Source organism: Glycomyces luteolus (assembly GCF_027622875.1).
Classification (GTDB): domain Bacteria; phylum Actinomycetota; class Actinomycetes; order Mycobacteriales; family Micromonosporaceae; genus Glycomyces; species Glycomyces luteolus.
In genome coordinates, this window is record NZ_JAPZVP010000011.1 from 118,428 (window position 1) to 134,573 (window position 16,146).

Below are 16,146 nucleotides of genomic sequence, written 5' to 3' on the forward strand. Positions count from 1 at the left end.
GTCATTTCAGGTAGTCCTCGAGCAGCGCGGGGCGCAGACCGGATCGCTCGGCCTCTTCGACGAAGCGTTCGACGTCCTCGCGGAAGGCCTCCCTGAAGTGCATCAGGACGATGTCGCCCGAAGTCAGGCGGTCACCCGCGGCGTACTCGATGGCGCCTTCGTCGATGACGGCTGACCAGTGGACGACATGCCGCACCCCGCTGTCCTCCGCCGCGCGCAGGGTGTCGTCGTTGAACTCGCCGTAAGGCGGTCGCAAGAGCGTGGGACGGCGGCCGAACTCCCGCTGGTAGCGGTCCGAGGTCTCGCCGATCTGCCGCTGCTGCCCCTCGAGGGGCAGGGTGGTGAGATCCGGGTGGTCGAGCGTGTGGTTCTCGATGAGCGACCCGGTGCGGTCGCGCAGGTCGCGGAAGAAGCCGGGGTCCTGCCGCACGTACTGGTCGGTGAGGAACAGGGTGGCTTTGAGGTCGTGTTCCTTGAGGATGTCGGCCGTGTCGGGGTGGCGCGTGACGCCGTCGTCGATCGTCAGGAAGACGACGGGATCGTCGGTGTCCACTTTGAAGGTCACGTCGTCGATGGCGGTCTTCACATCGGGTTCGGGTGCGGGCCGGCCGGGGGCGTTCCGCGGGGAGGGCTTGGGCGCGGGACTGCGGGCGGCGTCGGTTGCGGTGCGCTCCGCCGTCGTGGTCGACCCGCATGCGGCGGCACCGAGCAATCCGGTACCGAGCAGGGAGCTCATCAGCAGGAAGCGTCGTCGTGAGGTGCTGTCTCGATTCATGGCGGGGACGCTATGCGCGCAGTTTCTCGGTCGCCCCTATCCGCTGTTGCGGTCCTCCAGCGGAAACCCATCGGTTCGGTAACAGCCGTTCTTCCAGCGGTAGCATGGCGGACGTGCAGGTCAGGAGATGGATTTCAGCGGGCGCCGTCGTGTGCGCGCTCTTCGCGGCGGGCGGCTGCGGCATCGCGGGCGGCGGGGTGCGGGTCGCCGAGGACGCCGGCGAAGGCACCACCGGTCCCGTCCCCGATTCGCAGCCGCACCCAGCCGAAGGCGAGGCGTTCAGCATCGACCCGGTCGCGGTCCTGCGCGAGGATCCCGAAGTGCGCCAGGACATCAAGGACCTGGTCGCACGCCCCTGCACCGGCGAGGGCTACGACGGGAGCTTCTTCCCAGTGGAGACGGCCTACGCGACCGTCGCCGGGACCGACGTCCAGGTCGTCGTCGTCAACGTCCTGGGCTGCACCTCCCCGTACCTCTGCGCCTCCGGTTACGCCAGCTATGTCTACCGGCTCTGGCAGGACGGGCCCGAGCAGGTCTTCGCCGCCGAGGAGGTCTCCACGACCGTCATGGTGACCGAGGGCGAGTTCACCCTCGAACGGCAGGTCTGGTTGCCCGGTGACACCGCCGACTGCCCGACCGGCCTGGAGTCGGTGCCCCTGACCTGGGACGGCGACGCTCTCGCGGGAGGCGGGTGAGCGGTGGGGCCGGCGCATGTGCTCTTCGTCGAGGACGACGACGTGATCCGGGAGGCCACGCAGCTGAGTCTGGAGCGGGACGGATTCCGGGTCTCCGTCGCCGCGGACGGCAGGGCCGGGCTGGAGGCGTTCTTCGCCGTGCGACCGGACGTGGCGCTGCTCGACGTGATGCTGCCGGGCATGAACGGGGTCAGCCTGTGCCGCCGCATCCGCGAGCACAGCCTCGTCCCGGTCATCATGCTCTCGGCCCGCGACGACCCGGTCGACGTGGTGGTCGGGCTTGAGGCCGGCGCCGACGACTACATCACCAAGCCCTTCGACAGCGCCGTGCTCACCGCCCGCATCCGGGCGGCGCTGCGCCGCGCGGAGACCGCCCCGTCGCCGGGCGGAGGCGAGCGGACCGGGCCGCTGCGGTTCGGGGCGGTCGAGATCGACCCCGACGGCGTGCGGGTGGTCCGGGACGGGGAACCCGTGGCGCTCACCCCGACCGAGATGCGCCTGCTGCTGCGATTCGCCGCTTCCCCAGGGATCGTGCTCAGCCGCGACATCCTCCTGGAGAGCGTCTGGAACTACCAGTGGGGCGGCGACAGCCGGGTCGTGGACGTGCACGTCCAGCGGCTGCGCAACAAGATCGGCGCCGACCTCATCGAGACCGTGCGCGGGTTCGGCTACAAGCTCATCGGCGACGTCCGATGAGCCTGCGCTGGAAGATCACCGCCACGATCACGCTCGTGAGCGTGCTCGTCGCGGTGGCGCTCAGCCTGATCGTGCACTTCGCCTTCGCCCACCGCCTCGCCGACGAGGCCCGCGAAGTCCAAGAGGAGCGGATCGCGCTGGTGATGCGGGAGTTCGACCGCACCGGGCAGGCCGCGCTCGGCGGCGTGCTGAACGACCCGGACCTGCCCGAAGACCTGCGGGCCGCGGTCGACGGCGATCGGACGGCGACCCTGATCGAGGACACCGGGGACGGCGCCTACGTCTGGGCCGCGGCACCCGTCGGCGACGGACGGATCCTGTCGCTGCGCGACACCTACGAGGACCACCTCGACTCGCTCGCGTCGCTCGACCGGGTGCTGGTGGGAGGCGCCGCCGCGGTCGTCGCGGCCGGGGCGGGATCTGGGGTCCTGATCGGCGCGCGCATGTCGCAGCGCCTCCGCCGGGCCGCGGCCGCCGCGGGACGGGTGGCCGACGGCGACCGCACCACCCGGGTGAGCGCCGCGATCGGCGGCAGGTCGCGCGACGAGGCCGCCGAACTGGCGCAGGCGATCGACGCGATGGCCGACGCCCTGCAGGCCAGGCTGGAGGCCGAACGGCGGGTCACCGCCGACATCGCCCACGAACTGCGCACCCCGATCACCGGGCTGAACACGGCCGCGGAACTCCTGCCGCCCGGCCGTCCGTCCGAACTGGTCCGCGACCGCGTCAGCGCGCTGCGCGCCCTGGTCGAGGACGTCCTCGAGGTGGCGCGCCTGGACACCGCCAGCGAAAGGGCCGACACGACCGACGTGCCCATCGCCGAGTTCACCACCCGGCGCGTCGCCGCCTTCGGGCCGGAAGTCCAGGTGCGCGTCGTCGCCGACGCCGTCGTCGAGACCGATCCGCGTCGACTCGAGCGGATCCTCGTCAACCTGGTCGCCAACGCGGTCAGGCACGGCGCACCGCCGGTGCTGGTGGAGGTCGACGGGCCCCGCATCACCGTCCGCGACCACGGGCCCGGCTACCCCGAAGCCGTGCTCCGCGACGGGCCGATCCGGTTCCGCATCGGCGCGGAGGACAACGGCGGGCACGGCCTCGGACTCACCATCGCTCTCGGCCAGGCCCGGGTGCTCGGCGCCCGGCTCGACCTCGCCAACGCCCCGGACGGCGGTGCACTCGCCACAGTGGACCTGAGGCCGTAACCGGATCCCACGGGACTCGGCGAGGACCGATCATGCGATGACGTCATTATGGCGTCTCTATGGCACAATGATGCATACAATTGCGCGCCTTGAGATCGGAACCCCAATGACCCCGGAACACGTCCGCGATGCCGCTGCGGTGGCGGCGATCTTCGGCTTCTTCGCGATGGCCTGGTTCGGCTGGGCCCAAGAGGCTCCGCCGGCTCGCTGGGTCAAGTGGCTCGCGGCCGGATCAGCGGCCGGCATTCTGACATTGATCATCGGCGGCCTCCTCGTCTGGCGGCACTGGTCCGACGGGACGGTGTTCGACGATCAAGTGAGCCCGCGGTTCGGCCTGGTCGTGGGCATCGAGTTCGCGTCCGCCGGCATCGGTGCGGCGCTGCTGGCCTGGCGCAAGCGCGCCGATCTGATCTCGGCGTGGATCGCCTTCGTCGTCGGCGTTCACTTCGTCCCCGTCGCGATGGTGCTCTCGATCCCGGCCCTGCACATCGTGGCCGCGGCGGTGACGGTCGCGTCGGCGGCCTCGGTCTTGGTCGCAAGGGCCAAGGGCCTCATCGTGAGTGCCGTGGTCGGTCTGAGCGTGGGCGGACTGCTGCTCGGGGCCGCGGTGCTGTCGCTGGTCGACGCGCTGACGCGGTAGCAGGCGATCGAGGCGCCCGCTCGCCGCGGGCGCCTCGATCGTGTGTCAGGCCTTTCCTGCGTGGGTTTCGAGGTAGGCGCGGATGGCGGCGGGGTCGTCCTCGCCGGCCCAGCCGATGTAGGCGTCGGGCCGGATGATCTTGGCGGTGCCGTCGGGGGCGGCCGAATCGGCGTCGGCGACGAAGCGGGCCGCGTAGGACTCGGCGCTGTCGAGGACCACGAACCTGCCGCCGCGCAGGGCCTCGTAGAGTCGGGTGCCGTCGGCGAGGGCGATGTCGTTGGCGCGGTGGCCGACGAGCTGGTCCTCGTCCTTGCCGTGTCCGTAGTGGAATCCGACGCCGGAGATGACGCCCATGGCCCTGGCCTCGATCGGCTTGATGTGCATGGCCGCGCCGAAGGCGAGCCCGCCGATGGCGGCCTTGATCTTCGAGCGTTCGGCGGCCAGGCGGATCATGGTGCCGCTGGAGCGCAGCACCATCTTGCCGACGGGGTGGCGCTCGGAGTGGTAGGTGTCGAGCAGGGCCGGGTCGGCTCCCCTGAGGACGGCGGCGAGCTTCCACGCGAGGTTCGCGGCGTCCTGGAGGCCGGTGTTCATGCCCTGGCCGCCCGCGGGGGAGTGGCAGTGGGCGGCGTCGCCGGCGAGGAAGACGTTGCCGTCGCGGTAGCTCGGGACCTGGCGCTCGTCGGAATGGAAGCGCGAGATCCAGCGCGCGTCGTGCATGCCGAAGTCGGAGCCGAAGACCAGGCGGGTGGCCTGCTTGATCTCGTCGAGGTCGATCGGGTCGTCGTCGTTCTTCTGCTCGGCCGAGTTCCAGGCGAAGATCCGCCAGTACTCGTCGCCGAAGGAGGCGATGAAGCAGAAGGCGCCGTTGATGCCGTGGATGGCGGGGCTCTCGGCGGGCGGCTCGGCGAGCTTGACGTCCGCGAGCATGATCGACTTCAGGACGGCCTCGCCCGGGTAGGGCATGCCGATCGCTTGGCGCACAGCGGACTTGACGCCGTCGGCGCCGACGGCATAGGTCGCCCTGTAGTCGCCCTGCGCGGTGCCGACGGTGACCGCGCCGTCGGCCTGCTCGAGGCCGGTCACCTTGTGGTCGTACAGGATCGAGGCGCCGGCGGTGAGGGCGCGGCGGCGCAGGACTTCCTCCACTGTGTACTGAGGGGTCATGAGCAGGTAGGGGAAGCGGGTCTCCAGGTCGGAGAGGTTGAGGGTGACGCGGTTGAACAGGCGGATGCCGGGCAGCTGCGCGCCGCCGTAGGCGATGAGCTCGTCGGCCATGCCGCGCGCGTCGAGCTCTTCGAGGGTGCGGGCGTGGACCCCGAAGGCGCGGGAGAGGTTCGAGAGGTGCTCGCCGCGGCCTTCGAGGACGAGGACGTCGACCCCGGCTTTGGCGAGGTCGCCCGCCAGGAGGAGCCCGGTGGGGCCGGCGCCGACGACGATGACGTCGGCTTGCTGCTGGTTGGACATATCAGTCTCCCTAGGGGTGTCTCGGTGACCTTAATTCATCATCTGCTGAATTTATTGTATGGCAAGGGTCGTGTGGTGAGAAGCCTTCGGCCGCAGTGTGACGCGATCGAAAATCCGGAAGCGGGCGGTGGTCCGGCTAGGGATAAAGCGTAGTGATCACCGGTCCGCATCCGAAGCGCTCTCGGGGAATCAGGTCGACCGGGACAGCGAACACCGTGCGTCGGGCCTTGGCAGAGCGATCGGGGAACGGATGGACCTGTCACGGCGCCAGTCACTCGACCTAAGCGGCTGCGCAGACGGGCCGATCCGACCATGAACGCTACGGAAGCGGCGAGGCCGCCGAGCGATCTAGGGTCGCCTCCATGGCGGTGACTAGCGATCGGTGGCGAGGCTTCCCAGTTCCGTGCGGGAGGTGATGCCCAGCTTCGGGAACGCCTTGTACAGGTGGTACGCGACCGTGCGCGGGCTGAGGAAGAGCTGGGCGCCGATGTCGCGGTTGGTCGCCCCCGTGACGGCCAACCGGACCACTTGCAGCTCTTGCGGTGTGAGTACGGCAAGGGGGTCGTCGGCGACGCGTCCGGGCACGGAGACTCCGGCCGCGCGCAGCTCACCTGCCGCTCGGGTCGACCACGGCGCAGCGCCCAGCCGGTCGAACCCCTCCTTCGCGGCCTCGAGCTGCAGGCGGGCTTCGCTCCGCCGCCGGTGGCGGCGGAGCCACTCGCCGTACGCCAGCCGGGTGCGGGCGAGGTCGAACGGCTGCTCGTGCTGGAGGTGGAGCGCAAGCGCCCGTTCATAAAGCCGCTCCGCCGAATCGTCACCGGCCATCATGGCCCGCGCCCGGTGCAGGACCGCGAGCGTCCCCACCTGTCCGGTGGAGTTCGCCCAGGCCGCATACCGCTCCAGCACCGCCGTCGCCTGATGCGGCTCGCCCGCTTTGACCGCCGCCTCGACGTAGTCCGGCCAGGCGTACCGCCACACGAACGCGTGCCGGGACGGCCCCGCCGCCTGGTCGATCCGCTCGGTCGCGGCGGCATACCGGCCCGCGCCCAGGTCCAGCATCGCGCCCGCGTACTCGGCCCAGCAGCGGCTCGGCATCCACGCCAGGGAGTCCGCGCTCCGCATGGCCTCGGACGAAAGTGCCGCATACGCGTTCTCGTCGCCTGCTACGGCTGACAGCCAGGCGTGCACGCCCGCCACATAGCCGCGCCATACGGGCTGATCCATGTCCGCTGCCAGCTCGAGCCCCTCGGCCGCCGTGGTGCGCGCGGCGTCATGCCGGCCGGCTAGCGCCTGGGCGATCGCAAGGGTCGTCATCGCCTGCGGGATCCGACCCAGTCGGCCCTCGGTCCGGCAGTCCTGGATGAGCGCTTCCGCGTCGGCGATCATCCCGTCGCGGTCGGCGCGGACGAGCGTGTGCATGGTGACCAGGAACCGCAGGTCGGAGGGCATCGCCTTCGGCGGGGAGGGGAGGGAGGTGGTCACCGAGGTGCCGCCTTCGATGGTCACGCGGAAGTCGCGGATGACCGCCTCACCCGCTGTGAGGTCGTTGCCGCCCTTGGGGGTCAGGGCCTCGATGCGACGGGCCAGCTCGACTTGATCGGGGTGTGCCGTACTGGTCCACGCGTAGTACGCGGCCAGTCCTAGAAACGAGAGTCTCGTGAGGTCGGCCGCGACCGTCCGTGCGATTTCCAGCAGGATCCGGGCGGCCTCCAGCGGCCGCCCTTCCTCAAAGGCCAGCCGCGCTCGCACTTGGGCTAGTTCCGCCGCGACGGCGGGATCCAGCGATGCGGTGTCGGTGCTTCGGCCTGCGCGCTCGACCAGTTCGGTGGCGCGCTGGCGCAGACCGGCCTCCGCGGCGCTGAACGCGGCGGCCGTGTATCGCCGGGCGGCGTCCTCGGGCTGGGGTGACAGCACTGCGGCCCTTGCATAGGCGGCCGAGACCGCGGCCTGTCCGCCCCGCTGGCGGGCGCGCTGCGCGAGGCGTTCGAGGCCCATGGCCACCTGCTCGTCGGCCCCCATGGTGACGGCGGCGAGGTGCCACGGCCGCCGGTCGTCGTCGACCGCGTCCGCCAGCGCCCGGTGCGCGGCGATCCGCGCGGTGATGTCGCACGCCAGCAGCACCGCGGTGCGCACCAGGGGGTGGTGGAAGGCGACGCCGTCGCCGGTGATGCGGATCAGGCCCGCTCGCTCGGCGGGAGCGGCGTCGGCGAGGGCGATGCCGAGCAGCCGCGCGGCGTGGGTGAGGACTTCGAGTGATCCGCCGTCGTCGAGCGCCGCCACCAGCAGGCAGGAGCGGGTGCGGTCGGGCAGCGCGGCGATCCGGTCGCGGAATCCGGCGAGCACGCGGTCGGTCGCGGGCTCGGCGGTTCCGAGGGTGAAGGACAGCGGCACCAGCGCTCCGGTCCGCTGCTCGGCGGTGAGCATGCGCGGCAGCTCGACGAGCGCCAGCGGGTTGCCCTGCGCCTCGGCCACCAGCTGGTCGCGCAGTGCGGGCGGCAGTGTTCCGGACCGCTCGGCGAGGAGCCGTCCGGCGGCGGCGTCGTCGAGTCGCGCGAGCCAGAGCTCGGGCAGTCCGGTGGCGGGGAGGTCCGCGCCGGTTCTGGCGGCGAACAGAACGGCGATCGGCTCGGCGTGCAGGCGGCGGGCCGCGAACAGCAGTGCGTCGGCGGACTCGCCGTCCATCCACTGTGCATCGTCGACGAGGCAGACGAGCGGGCGTTGCGAGGACAGCTCCACGAACAGGTTGAGCGTGGCCAGTCCGACGAGGAAGCGGTCGCCGCGGCCCGATTCACCCATGCCCAGCGCGCCGAGCAGCGCCGCGGCCTGCTGCGCCGGCAGCGCCTCCGCTCGGTCCAGGACCGGACGCAGCAGCGAGTGCAGCGCGGCGAACGGCAGTGCCGCCTCCGATTCGACGCCTGTCACGCGCAGCACGTGCGCGTCCGCGTTCTCGGCGGCGTAGTCGAGCAGCGCCGATTTGCCGATGCCCGCCTCGCCGCGCATCACCAGTACGCCGGGGCGGCTGTCGAGGATGCCGTGCAGCATCCGGTCGATCGCGGCCTGTTCGGCCTGGCGGCCGTGCAGCATGTCGTACCTCCTGAGGGGAGTGTCCGCAGTGGCGGCGTATCCAGCGGGCGTCGGGCGCTTCGGCTTCGGACGCTGTCGCGAGCTTAGTGTCGGATCCGCGCGCGAACGCGGGCACGTACGGGCCTCGCCTATGCGCCGAGGAACGCCGCGATGAGCGGAACCGCGGTTTCGGGGCAGTCTTCGTGGAGATTGTGGCCGCAGCCCGGGAGGATCTCGGCGCGGGCGTCGGGGATGCGGTGGGCGAGGCCCTCGGCCTGCGAGGGCGGCAGCCATGCGTCGTCGCCTCCCCAGAGGATCAGCGTCGGGGCGGCGACGTCGCTCAGCCGGACGTGGGTCTCGTCGTAGTCGAGGCCGCGGGCGAGGGCCACGAACGCGTCGCGCTGGGCCGGCCGGGAGAACCAGGCCCAGCCCTCGTCGATCATCTCGTCGGTGGCGAGTTCGTCGTGGCTGAAGGCGCTGAGCAGGCTGTCGGCGTAGAGGTCCCTCGTGGTGAGGTTCGCGGCGGCTTCGCCCACGCCAGGTCGAGCTCTTCGGTGAGCGAGTCGCCCGCCGCGCCCGCGGCGCCGGTTCGTTGACGCTCTCGAAGGCGAGCTCGGCCGGGTAGTCCTTGAAGCGGTCGGCGATCTGCGTCCACAGCGCCTCGTACTTCGCGAGCGCCGCGTCGCGGTCGTTCGGCAGCTCGTCCAGCCACATCCACGAGTCGTGGAACGTTCAGCAGGACTTGGAGGTCCTGTTCGAGCGCCAGTCGATCCCCTGCGCGACTCGGTCCATCCGGTCCGGGTCGACGGTATGGCCCGGACCCGGACCCATGTACTCCTCCCACGTGACGGGCAGCCGGATCGAGTTGAAGCCCTGCGACTTCACGTGCGCGAGCAGCTGTTCGGTGATCAGCGGGTTGCCCCAGGGGGTCTCCTCTCCCAGTGGTCCGAAGTGTTGCCCACGTTCCAGCCCGGCTGCATCGCCACCTGCTCCACCGCCGAGACGCCCCCAGCGGGCGGCGTGGCCGGGGAGGTGGTCGGCTCGCCGACCGTGCCGTCGCAGGCCCGGCCGTTGAGGCGGAACTCGAACGGCTCGCGGTTCACCCCGGCCCAGGAACCGTTGAAGCCGAAGGAGACCGACGAGCCGGTGGCGACCTTGGCGTTCCAGCTCAGGTTCGTGGCGTTGACCTGGTCGCCGGTGGCCGCGAACGCCGCGTTCCAGCCGTGGGTCACGCGCTGGCCCTCGGGCCAGGCCCATTCGACGTCCCAGCCGTCGATCGTCTCGCCGAGGTTCGTGACCGTGACGTTCGCGGTGAAGCCGCCGGTCCACTGGTTCTGGACGAAGTAGTCGACGTCGCAGCCTTGCGCCGCTTGGGCGCTGACCGCGCCCAGGAGGCCGGTCGCGAGCAGTGCGAGCACCGCCGCCGCGACCGCGAGCCATCGCGCGCGGGCACGCCGTATGGAATGGATGGTCACTGGAGACTCCTTGCCGGGTCGGGGAGTGGTGCGAAAGCCCCTGCGCCGCAGGAGGACACAGGGGATCCAAGTTGAGTCTTCAAACCTTATACATCGAGATTACTAAATGTGTCATATGGACGTCAAATTCAACCGTGTCTTGAGGCGCAGGTCAGAAGCCATCGCGCCCGTCCACGAACCGCTCGGTCGGCTGACCGAACGGGCCCAAGCCGCGGGATCGATCATGCCGGACCTGGCAGGCGAGGACGTGGTCTGCGTCATCGGCATGATCGCCAGCTCCCACTGGTCCTTCCCCGAAGGCGAGCAAGGCCGGCGGCGCTACCTCCGGCTGATCTTCGACGCCTTCCGCCCGGCCGCGCCCTTGCCGCCGCCGTCGCCGCTCCCGGGGTCCTGAGCGTTCAGCCTCAGGTCGGTTCCCGGCCGCCGGGCGTCGCGTGTCCTTATCCTTGGGTCCCTACGGTCAGGAGGCAAGGCGTGAGCGAGGAGATCGCGACGGCGAAGGACGCTGCGGGCGACGGGCTCGTGCTCGCGTTCGGTCGTCTGCTGGGGGCGGCCAACCGGTTGGAGTACTTGCTGGGCAAGGCGATCGAGGAGGAGTGCGGCATCTCGCACCTGACCTACGAGGTGCTGCTGATCCTCGCCCGCGCGGGCGGGACGGGGATGTCGATGGGGGCGATCAGCCGCGAGCAGGTGCTCACCACCGGGGGCGTCACCAGGCTCATCGACCGCATGGAGGCGGCCGGCCTGGTCGAGCGGGTCGCCAATCCGGGGGACCGGCGCGGCCGCCTGGTCCGGCTGACCGCGGCCGGCGACGCGAAGGCCGTCGAGGCCACGCGGGTGCACCGGGAGAACATCAAGCGCTACTTCGTGGCGCCCATTCCGGCCGATCATCGCGATTGGTTCGCGGACGACCTGCGGAAACTCAGTCACGCGGCCCGCGACGCGATCCCGCCGCTGCGGTGATCCGGGCCCCTACGGCAGATCGAAATATCTGATCAGTCAGATACTGTTATGTAAGGTATATGTGTTCCGTGCGTTGCGGAACCCGGATACGACCTTGCGAGGAGCATCATGAGCACGCTGGACTTCACGATTCTCGACCTTGACTTCCCCGCCGGGAGCAAGAACAAGACCGCCGTTCTCGTCACCGGCGAGCACGAGGCGCTCCTGGTCGACGCCGGCTTCACCCGCGCGGACGGGCACCGCATCGTCGCCGCGGTCCTCGACTCCGGCAAGGAACTGACCACCGTCTTCATCAGCCACGGCGACCCCGACTTCTACTTCGGCGCCGAAGCGGTCGCCGACGCCTTCTCGAACGCGCGCTTCGTCGCGACCCCGCAGACGATCGACCACATTCGACACTCATACGAGGGCAAGCTCAAGGCCTGGGCCGCGCTCGGCGCCAACCTGCCCACCCGACTGGTCGACATCGAACCTCTGGAAGGCGACCTCGAACTCGAGGGCGCCCTCCTCGAACTCAAGGGCGGTCCCGCGGCGCTCCCGGACCGGCACTACCTGTGGCAGGCCGAGCGGCACGCCATGCTGGGCGGCGTCCTGCTGTTCCAGGGCGAGCACGTCTGGGTCGCCGACACCCCGACCGAGGCCGACCGCGATGCCTGGATCGCGATGCTGGACGAGATGGCCGCGCTCGAACCCGAACTCGTCGTCCCCGGCCACCGCCTGCCCGGCACTCCCGCTGACGCCTCCGCCATCAGCGCGACCCGCGAGTACCTCATCGCATTCGGCGAGGAGCTCGCGAAGGCCGCTGACGCCGCGGCTCTGACCGAAGCGCTCCTCAAACGCTACCCCGAGCACGGCATGCAGATCGCCGCCCAGATCGGCGCCAAGGTCGCGAAGGGCGAAATGCAGTGGGGCTGATCGGCTTGGGCGACAACGACTTCGCGACCTCCACTGCGCCGCGCGACGTGGTGCGCCGCCAGTACCTCGCCTCGGCTGCCGGGGACTTGGAGGCGCTGCGCGCCACCCTCGCACCGGATGTGGAGTGGACCGAGATGGCGGGTTTCCCGCTCGCGGGGACCTACCGCACGCCGACGGGCGTCACCTCCGCGGTCATGGAGCGGCTCGGCGCCGACTGGGCCGACTGGACGGCCCATGACGACGCCTACGTCGTCGAGGGCGAGAACGTCGTGGTCCTGGCCCGCTACACCGCGACGAACAAGGCCACCGGCAAGCCGATCGACGTGCGGGTGGCCCACCACTTCACCGTCCGCGGGGGTCTCATCGTCCGCTTCGAGCAGTTCGTCGACACCGCACTGGTCCGCGAAGCCATGCGACCCTGACCGGTCCTGAGGCGTACGCGCTTGCCGAGGAGTTCGGGGAGCCGAGGCGAGCGCGGTGCCGCAGGCCACCACGCGCCGCTCCGACGCGACGAGCAGGGCGGCCGTTCCCGCGGTGAAGACCGAGGCGCAGGAGCTGCTGCCCGGCGGCCGATGAGGGTCGCGGCCTTCAGCGGATCGGCGCGGCCGCGCAGTAGCCGCCCGCGTGGTAGACGAGCGGATCGCGGTCCTCATCGGACTCGATGTCGGTGACCAGGCCGATGACGAGATGGTGGTCGCCGACCTCGAACCGGTCCTGGACGACGGCCCGCAACCGCGCGGGCGCCCCGTGGAGGACCGGTTCACCGGTCTCGAGGCGCGACCATGCGGTGGGGGAGCCGAAGCGGTCGGCGCCGCGCGCGGCGAAGCGGGCGGCGAGGTCGTGCTGGTCCGCGGCGAGGAAGTGCGCCGTGAAGCTCTCGGCGGCCGCGAACGTGGCCCACACCGAGGAGACGGTGGCGACGGCGAACGACACCAGCGGCGGTGCGAGCGAGACCGACGCGAGCGAGGTGGCGGTGAACCCGGCGGGGCCGTACCCGGCGTCGGCGCAGATCACCGTCACGCCGGCCGGGTGGGAGCGGAAGAGCGAGCGGTAGTCGTCGGGGGCGACGCCGGCGTGTGCGGCGGTCCGGGCGGCAGCGGTCAACATGGTTCCTCGGCAGGTTGCGGCACGGGCGCGTCGGGGGACGGGCCCGCGTCGGTCGAATGGAGACGAAGGGTTCCGAGCGGCACCGCTGGCGCGGGCGCTATGCCAAGGAACGGGGACAGATGGCGCTCGCGGCGCGCATCTGATCGATTTCGCGCCGCCGCGTGAGGAAGGCGGACGACATGCAGGCGACAGTAACGGCACGGGCCCGCCCGCGCCACCGCCGTCCCGCATCCCGGGCGCGGCGGCGAGGAGGGACGCGGCGCGAACGGTGGCGCGGGCGGGCCCGTGAATCGGACCGGTCGTCATCCGGCCCGTTCGTCCGCTCGCTGCGATGTCGGCCCTCCCGATACAACACCGGTATCGGGAGGGCCTTCCGCGGTCTCGGCGACGGGTGCGAGTGCCTGGGCGATCCGCTGCCGGTACTCCGGCATGGCCCGGGCGAAGCCCGCGGCGGCGACGCCGACCAGGCGGCCCCGGTGGCGGTATTCGGCCATGAAGCGGTGCCCCGGTTCCTGCGCCACGAGGCGCGATTCGCAGTCGGCGCCGGTGAAGCCGACGGCCTGGAGCCGCCTGCCGTACAGATGCGACCAGAAATTCGGCAGCGGCGTGTACGGGCCGATCCCTCCCAGGAGCGCCCGCGCGGCGTGCGCACCCTGCTCGGCAGCGTTGGCGTAGTGCTCGATCCGCAGTGTTCGTCCACTGTGCAGCGGATGCGGCCATCGCGCGACGTCTCCGGCGGCCGCGATGCCGGGAGCGACCAGGCCGTCGGCGCCGACCATGACGCCGTCCCCGTCCCCAAGACCCGTGCCCCGCAGCCACTCGGTTTCAGGTTCGGCGCCCAGGGCCGCCACGACGAGGTCGGCCGTTACGGTCCCGCCGTCCTGCAAGTGGACGCGTTCGACCCGGCCGGTCCCGGACACGCCCGCCATGCGGCCGGTGCGGACCTCGACGCCGTGTTCGCGGTGCATCGCCTCGGCGATCGCGCCGACCTCCGCGCCGAGGGCGCTCCGAAGCACGGGCCTCCCGCTGATGAGCGTGACCTCCAGCCCGAGTCCGCGCAGCGTAGCGGCGGTCTCGGAACCGATGAAGCCGCCGCCGACCACGACGGTGCGCGGCCGCGCTTCGATCTCCCGGCGCAGACCGCGCGCGTCGTCGAGCCCGCGGAGGAAGTGGACGCCCGGCAGGGCCGTGCCCTCGGGCAGCGACTTGGCGCGCAGCCCCGTCGCGATCACGAGCCCGTCGAAGCCGATGGCCGCCTCCCCGACCAGGACCGCGCGGCGCTCCAGGTCGAGACCGGTGGCGGCGCGACCGAGCCGCCACGCCGCGCCGAGCTCGTCGGCGCCCCGCAGCGAGAGGTCGGACTCGCCGAGAAGGTGCTCTTTGGACAGCGGCGGGCGCCGATAGGGCCGGTGCGGCTCGGCGCCGATCACGGTCAGGTCGCCGTCGAAGCCGAGGCGGCGCAGCTCCTGGCCCGCGCTGAACCCGGCCAGTCCCGCCCCGACGATGGCGATGCGTCGCATGGGTCAGCCCTGCTCGATGAATACGGCCTGCACGGGGCAGGCCAGGACGGCCTGCTCGATCTTGGCCCGCAGGGCGTCGTCCGGGTTCGCGTCATAGACGAGTTCGTCGTCATCGTCGAGTGAGAAGGCCTCTGGGGCGGCGAAGACGCACTGCGCGTGGGTCTCGCACTTGGCCATGTCGACGCGGATCTTCATGTCTTGTCCCTTCAGGACGGGTTGAACTTGGAGTACTTCTCGAACGTCCAGCGCATCGGGAGGGCGTGCTCGATCGCGACGGCGCGTTCGAGTTCGAAGTCGACCACCCGCTGCGCACCGGGGAACCCGGCGGCGCGGCGCGGGTCCCAGTCGGTGCGGGCGCGGCCGCTCAGGTGCAGGGCGTGCCCGTGCTCCCAGTCGAGGAACAGCAGCCCGCAGCGCGCGTCGAGTTCGAGGTTGCCGAGCGTCATGTACATCGAGTTGCCGATGTAGTCGGGCCAGGTGAGCGTTCGCTCGCCGGTCACGGCCACGAAGCCCGGATTGCCGCCCCGGTGGGAGGCGTCCGTGCCCTTGCCCTCGGCCAGCGTCGCGACGATGAAGGTGTCGGCAGTGGAGATCCACCGCCGCTGCGAGTCGGTCAGGATCGTCCCGGTCCGCGAAGCCCCTTGGGCCCCCGCGGCGAAGGAGCCCTCGGGGTGGCGCGTCTGCAGGTACTTGGGGCAGTTCGAATAGACCTGGCCGGTGCGGATCAGGAGGCCGTCGCCTACGCGGCGGGCGGTTCCGTTGATGCGCATGCGCCGCCGCGTCGAAGGTTCGATCGCGAGGACGCCGAGGTCGCGTTCGGCGTCGAAGGCGCCGGCGAGCGGATCGGCCCCGGCCGGGGCTCGGTCCACGACCACGGTGCGCTCGTCGGCGGACGACACGAACCCGGCCGGTCCGGCCAGAGCCGTGGCCCAGACCAGGCCTTCGTCGTCGGCGGCGCCGATCGCGATGAGGCGCTGGAGCGCGAGGAAATCGGCTGCGACCGGCGGGATGGTGTCGCCGACAAGGGCCGAGCCCCAGTTTCCGGCGTCGACGCCGGCTCGGCGCTGGACGGCGGTCTCTCCTGGGTGCTGCATGGGACTCCTTTCAGGCTGGGCCCGGGCCGCCCGCGGGCGGCCCGGGTCGGACGGATCGGTCTAGAAGAAACCGCAGGTGGGGGCGTCCGCGACGGGAGCCGGAGCGGTGTCGGCGCCCGAGGGCGCGTAGATCTCGAGGCGGATGCCGTCGGGGTCGGCGAAGAACACGCCGCCGGAGGAGGCGCCCTCGCCGTGGGGGACGATCCCGTCGTGGAAGAGCTGGACCCCAAGCCTTTTCAGCGTGGTCTCGGCCTGCTGCACGGTCGCGATGTCAGGGGCTTCGAAGGAGAGGTGGTGCAGGCCGGGGAGGTCGGTGGCGAACCCGCCCTTGCTCTGCTGCCACAGAGTGAGGAGCAGCGCGCCGTCGGCGCCGAGGAAGGCGTACTTGCGCTCGCCCTCGATCTGCGAGCCCAAGACTTCGAAGTCGAAGACCTCCTTGTAGAAGGCGATGGACCGGTCGAGGTCCGAGACGTTCAGGCCGACGTGGCCGGTTTTGAGGGCGGTGCCCATGACGACTCCCATCAATCTAATGGT

18 protein-coding genes and 1 pseudogene are annotated in these 16,146 nt (G+C 71.2%); 8 read left to right on the forward strand and 11 right to left on the reverse strand.

Annotated elements, in window-relative coordinates:
- Position 1 precedes the first annotated feature (1 nt).
- A complete protein-coding gene (locus tag O1R50_RS15225; RefSeq protein ID WP_270110940.1) occupies positions 2-775 on the reverse strand; it encodes a polysaccharide deacetylase family protein in 774 nt (257 codons plus the stop codon).
- A 113-nt stretch (positions 776-888) separates the two neighbouring features.
- Between O1R50_RS15225 and O1R50_RS15230 the strand changes: the two genes are divergently transcribed.
- The 4 genes from O1R50_RS15230 to O1R50_RS15245 all read left to right on the forward strand — a co-directional run bounded on the left by O1R50_RS15230 (position 889) and on the right by O1R50_RS15245 (position 4,008).
- A complete protein-coding gene (locus O1R50_RS15230) occupies positions 889-1,470 on the forward strand; it encodes a hypothetical protein (protein WP_270110941.1) in 582 nt (193 codons plus the stop codon).
- Positions 1,471-1,473: 3 nt separating this feature from the next.
- A complete protein-coding gene (gene cseB / locus O1R50_RS15235) occupies positions 1,474-2,166 on the forward strand; it encodes a two-component system response regulator CseB (protein WP_270110942.1) in 693 nt (230 codons plus the stop codon).
- Positions 2,163-3,368 (forward strand): sensor histidine kinase, encoded by a 1,206-nt coding sequence (locus O1R50_RS15240; protein ID WP_270110943.1) that lies wholly within the window; start codon positions 2,163-2,165, stop codon positions 3,366-3,368. The genes cseB and O1R50_RS15240 overlap by 4 nt, the downstream gene beginning before the upstream one ends.
- Before the next feature lie 106 nt (positions 3,369-3,474).
- On the forward strand, positions 3,475-4,008 hold the full coding sequence (locus tag O1R50_RS15245; RefSeq protein WP_270110944.1) for a hypothetical protein: 534 nt from the start codon (positions 3,475-3,477) through the stop codon (positions 4,006-4,008).
- Positions 4,009-4,053: 45 nt separating this feature from the next.
- On the opposite strand, the gene O1R50_RS15250 is transcribed toward O1R50_RS15245, so the two are convergent.
- The 5 genes and pseudogenes from O1R50_RS15250 to O1R50_RS15270 all read right to left on the reverse strand — a co-directional run bounded on the left by O1R50_RS15250 (position 4,054) and on the right by O1R50_RS15270 (position 10,013).
- Entirely contained in the window at positions 4,054-5,475 is a 1,422-nt protein-coding gene (locus O1R50_RS15250) for an FAD-dependent monooxygenase (protein WP_270110945.1), read from the reverse strand.
- Between the two features lie 372 nt (positions 5,476-5,847).
- Positions 5,848-8,559 carry an ATP-binding protein gene (locus O1R50_RS15255; RefSeq protein WP_270111013.1) on the reverse strand — a complete coding sequence of 904 codons (2,712 nt, stop codon included), beginning with the start codon at positions 8,557-8,559 and terminating at the stop codon, positions 5,848-5,850.
- A 128-nt stretch (positions 8,560-8,687) separates the two neighbouring features.
- The gene (locus O1R50_RS15260) at positions 8,688-9,074 is read right to left on the reverse strand and encodes an alpha/beta fold hydrolase (RefSeq protein WP_270111014.1); all 387 of its coding nucleotides are present in this window, start codon (positions 9,072-9,074) and stop codon (positions 8,688-8,690) included.
- 94 nt (positions 9,075-9,168) lie between these two features.
- Positions 9,169-9,507, reverse strand: a pseudogene (locus O1R50_RS15265) (cellulase family glycosylhydrolase); the annotation flags it as partial.
- Positions 9,447-10,013 (reverse strand): cellulose-binding domain-containing protein, encoded by a 567-nt coding sequence (locus O1R50_RS15270; RefSeq protein WP_270110946.1) that lies wholly within the window; start codon positions 10,011-10,013, stop codon positions 9,447-9,449. The pseudogene O1R50_RS15265 and the gene O1R50_RS15270, both read right to left, overlap by 61 nt.
- Before the next feature lie 139 nt (positions 10,014-10,152).
- On the opposite strand from O1R50_RS15270, the gene O1R50_RS15275 reads away from it, so the two are divergent.
- From O1R50_RS15275 to O1R50_RS15290, 4 genes are all read left to right on the forward strand, one after another.
- Entirely contained in the window at positions 10,153-10,407 is a 255-nt protein-coding gene (locus O1R50_RS15275) for a hypothetical protein (protein ID WP_270110947.1), read from the forward strand.
- An 80-nt stretch (positions 10,408-10,487) separates the two neighbouring features.
- A complete protein-coding gene (locus tag O1R50_RS15280; protein ID WP_270110948.1) occupies positions 10,488-10,976 on the forward strand; it encodes a MarR family winged helix-turn-helix transcriptional regulator in 489 nt (162 codons plus the stop codon).
- A gap of 108 nt (positions 10,977-11,084) precedes the next feature.
- Positions 11,085-11,891 carry an MBL fold metallo-hydrolase gene (locus O1R50_RS15285; protein WP_270110949.1) on the forward strand — a complete coding sequence of 269 codons (807 nt, stop codon included), beginning with the start codon at positions 11,085-11,087 and terminating at the stop codon, positions 11,889-11,891.
- On the forward strand, positions 11,891-12,313 hold the full coding sequence (locus O1R50_RS15290) for a nuclear transport factor 2 family protein (RefSeq protein WP_408612709.1): 423 nt from the start codon (positions 11,891-11,893) through the stop codon (positions 12,311-12,313). The genes O1R50_RS15285 and O1R50_RS15290 overlap by 1 nt, the downstream gene beginning before the upstream one ends.
- A 166-nt stretch (positions 12,314-12,479) precedes the next feature.
- Here the strand turns inward: O1R50_RS15290 and O1R50_RS15295 are convergent, their stop codons facing one another.
- The 5 genes from O1R50_RS15295 to O1R50_RS15315 all read right to left on the reverse strand — a co-directional run bounded on the left by O1R50_RS15295 (position 12,480) and on the right by O1R50_RS15315 (position 16,134).
- Positions 12,480-12,998 (reverse strand): flavin reductase family protein, encoded by a 519-nt coding sequence (locus O1R50_RS15295; RefSeq protein WP_270110951.1) that lies wholly within the window; start codon positions 12,996-12,998, stop codon positions 12,480-12,482.
- A gap of 302 nt (positions 12,999-13,300) precedes the next feature.
- The gene (locus O1R50_RS15300) at positions 13,301-14,518 is read right to left on the reverse strand and encodes an NAD(P)/FAD-dependent oxidoreductase (RefSeq protein ID WP_270110953.1); all 1,218 of its coding nucleotides are present in this window, start codon (positions 14,516-14,518) and stop codon (positions 13,301-13,303) included.
- A 3-nt stretch (positions 14,519-14,521) separates the two neighbouring features.
- On the reverse strand, positions 14,522-14,713 hold the full coding sequence (locus O1R50_RS15305) for a ferredoxin (protein WP_270110954.1): 192 nt from the start codon (positions 14,711-14,713) through the stop codon (positions 14,522-14,524).
- Positions 14,714-14,724: 11 nt separating this feature from the next.
- Entirely contained in the window at positions 14,725-15,612 is an 888-nt protein-coding gene (locus O1R50_RS15310) for a pyridoxamine 5'-phosphate oxidase family protein (RefSeq protein WP_270110955.1), read from the reverse strand.
- Positions 15,613-15,672: 60 nt separating this feature from the next.
- Positions 15,673-16,134 (reverse strand): VOC family protein, encoded by a 462-nt coding sequence (locus O1R50_RS15315; protein ID WP_270110956.1) that lies wholly within the window; start codon positions 16,132-16,134, stop codon positions 15,673-15,675.
- Between the last annotated feature and the right edge of the window lie 12 nt (positions 16,135-16,146).